We start from the raw sequence: 2,849 nt of genomic DNA on the forward strand, positions 1-2,849 counted from the left end.
TATTCCCTCCACCTTCTGTATAGGTTATGCTCTATCCTCAAACTATCAAGCACCTTACCCACTACAAAGTCTACAAGCTCTTGCAAGCTTTTGGGTCTGTGATAAAAACCCGGGCTTGCGGGCATGACTATTGCACCTGCTTGTGAAACTTCAAGCATGTTTTTAAGATGAACCAAAGAATAGGGTGCTTCTCTTACCAACAAAACAAGAGGAACTCTTTCCTTTAGGGCTACTTCGCATACTCTGTGGATAAGGTTTTGGTTAGTCCCACAGGCTACATGAGAGAGAGTGCTCATGGAGCAGGGTGCTACCACCACACCCCTATAAAAGATAAGCCTTGAACCACTGGCTACTGGATTGGCTATGTCCTTTTCTGGAATGAGCCTTACCTTTGAAAACTCCCTGAGTATATCTGCCTTGGTTAGGTCAAGCTCTTGCTTTAGAACCACCCAGCCAGAAGAGGAGACTATAAGGTCTATCTCAAAGTCCATTGAACTTAGAACCTGTAAGAGTCTATAGCCATATATGGCACCGCTTGCTCCTGTGATGCATACTACTATCTTGTTTGACATGTGAAAATTGTATAGCCTTTGTGTGTAAAATAGTCTTGATGCAGAGCCTTCTTATAGCCAATAGAGGTGAGATAGCGGTTAGAGTTATAAGAACCGCCAAAGAAATGGGTATAAGGACTATAGCCATATACTCAGAGGCGGATGCAAACAGCATGCACGTAAAACTTGCAGACAGGAGCATATGCATAGGACCTCCAGAACCCTCAAAGAGCTATTTAGACACGCCCAGAATAATGTCTGCTCTTGAGGTCTCGGGTGCGGATGCGGTCCATCCGGGATACGGCTTTTTGTCGGAAAACCCCAAGTTTGCAGAAATAGTTAGGGCGAGTGGTAAGATCTTTGTGGGTCCTTCTGCGGAAACCCTTGAACTAATCGGTGATAAAGTAAAGGCAAAAGAGGTGGCAAAAAAGGTTGGACTTCCCCTTGTGCCGGGAAGCGATGGACCTGTGGACTTTCAGAAGGCTCTTGAGGTGGCAAGCAAGATAGGTTATCCAATAGTTATAAAAGCTGCTGCAGGTGGAGGAGGAAGAGGCATAAGAGTTATAAACAACGAAAGGGAGCTGAGAGAAAAGCTACCTTTAGCCATGCAGGAGGCACAGGTAGCCTTTGGAGATGGAAGAGTATACATAGAGAAATATCTCATAAACCCCAAACACATAGAAATACAAGTCCTTGCGGACAAATATGGAAATGTGCTTACCCTCGGAGAAAGGGAGTGCTCCATTCAAAGAAGACATCAAAAACTCATAGAAGAAGCTCCAAGTTCTTATCTTACAGAAGAAAAGAGAAGAGAAATGGAAGAACTTGTGGCTGAATTTTGCAGAGAGATAGGATATGAGGGTGCAGGCACGGTGGAATTTCTTGTAGACCAAGAGGGCAACTTCTACTTTATGGAGATGAACGGACGCATACAGGTAGAGCATCCCGTCACGGAGATGGTCTATGGCATAGACTTGGTAGAATGGCAGATAAGAATAGCAAGGGGTGAAAAATTAAACATACAAAAGCCAGAAAGAAGAGGCTACGCCATAGAGTGTAGAATAAATGCGGAAGACCCAAATACCTTTTTACCCTCTCCCGGCATGGTAGAAGAGTTATATCTCCCAGGAGGCTATGGTGTTAGGGTAGACACTCACCTATACTGTGGCTACTCTGTGCCACCCTATTATGACTCTCTCCTTGCCAAGCTCATATGCTGGGGGCAAACAAGAGAAGAGGCTATAAAGAGGTCTATAAGAGCCCTTGAGGAGTTTAGAATATCTGGCAGTGGACTAAAGACCAACATAGAATTTCACAAGAGGGTTCTCTCCAGTAGAGAATTTCAACAGGGAAAACATCACATAAGGTTTGTAGAAGAGCTTATGATATGAGGGACAGGTTCAGACAATTCTTAAGTAGACTCTTTTACCAAAGACGCGTGCCAGCCTCACTTTTAATGTATGGAAAGGAAGGCATAGGAAAAAGGGACATAGCCTTTGAATTTGCAAGTTCCCTTTTGTGTCTACAAGAAAAATACCCACCCTGTGGAGAGTGTGAGTCTTGCTTCCATATGAAGGACTTTAAGGAGAAAAAGGAAGAGGAGTTAGCCTTCTACGGAGAGGACAAGAGAGGTAAAAAGGTTTATCTCTACCTCCGAGGAGACCACCCAGACTTTATATACCTCAAGCCAGAAAAGGCTGAGATAAAGATAGACCAAATAAGAGGCGTTAAAGACTTTGTATATCTTAAACCCGCCCTATCTAAAAGAAAGGTAGTTCTTATAGAGCCTGCGGATGCTATGAATATGCAAGCACAGAATGCCCTCTTGAAGGTTCTTGAAGAGCCTCCCGAGGATACTCACTTTCTCTTGGTAGCCAGTAAGCTTCAAAAAATCCTGCCTACCATAAAATCCCGTAGTTTTCTCCTTGAAGTCCCACCGTTGAGCGAAGAAGAATTGAAAGAAAAAACAGGAATAGATGACCCACTAATCCTTGAACTTTCTGAAGGAAGCCTTGAGATGGCTCTTAAGTTAAAGGAGGACAAAGAGTTAATAAACACCGCAAAGGCTTTGCTTGAGGGGAATATACTTACACTATACAAAAAAGCCCTTGAGGTGGAAGACTGGGAATACGAGAGACAATTAATACTTCTAAAGGCTATAACAAACTTGCTCCACAAAAAATACTTGGAGACGAGAAAAGAGGCATACAAACAAGCCTCTGATAAGCTTTCCATGGCTTTGGAATACCTAAGCAAAGGTATAAGATTGAGCCTACTACTTTTTGTAGTTAGCGGACG

At 43.4% G+C, this 2,849-nt stretch carries 3 protein-coding genes; 2 read left to right on the forward strand and 1 reads right to left on the reverse strand.

Going from position 1 to position 2,849, the window contains the following annotated elements:
- The coding region (locus WKI49_06020; GenBank protein ID MEJ7622046.1) for a UbiX family flavin prenyltransferase at positions 1-572 on the reverse strand (572 nt) is incomplete at its 3' end.
- A gap of 35 nt (positions 573-607) precedes the next feature.
- Between WKI49_06020 and accC the strand changes: the two genes are divergently transcribed.
- Both accC and WKI49_06030 read left to right on the forward strand, forming a co-directional pair.
- Entirely contained in the window at positions 608-1,942 is a 1,335-nt protein-coding gene (gene accC, locus WKI49_06025) for an acetyl-CoA carboxylase biotin carboxylase subunit (GenBank protein MEJ7622047.1), read from the forward strand.
- Positions 1,939-2,849, forward strand: a 911-nt coding sequence (locus tag WKI49_06030; protein ID MEJ7622048.1) for a DNA polymerase III subunit delta', incomplete at its 3' end; no start/stop codon positions are given. The genes accC and WKI49_06030, both read left to right, overlap by 4 nt.

It is taken from the genome of Aquificaceae bacterium, assembly GCA_037722135.1.
Lineage (GTDB): Bacteria > Aquificota > Aquificia > Aquificales > Aquificaceae > Pampinifervens > Pampinifervens sericum.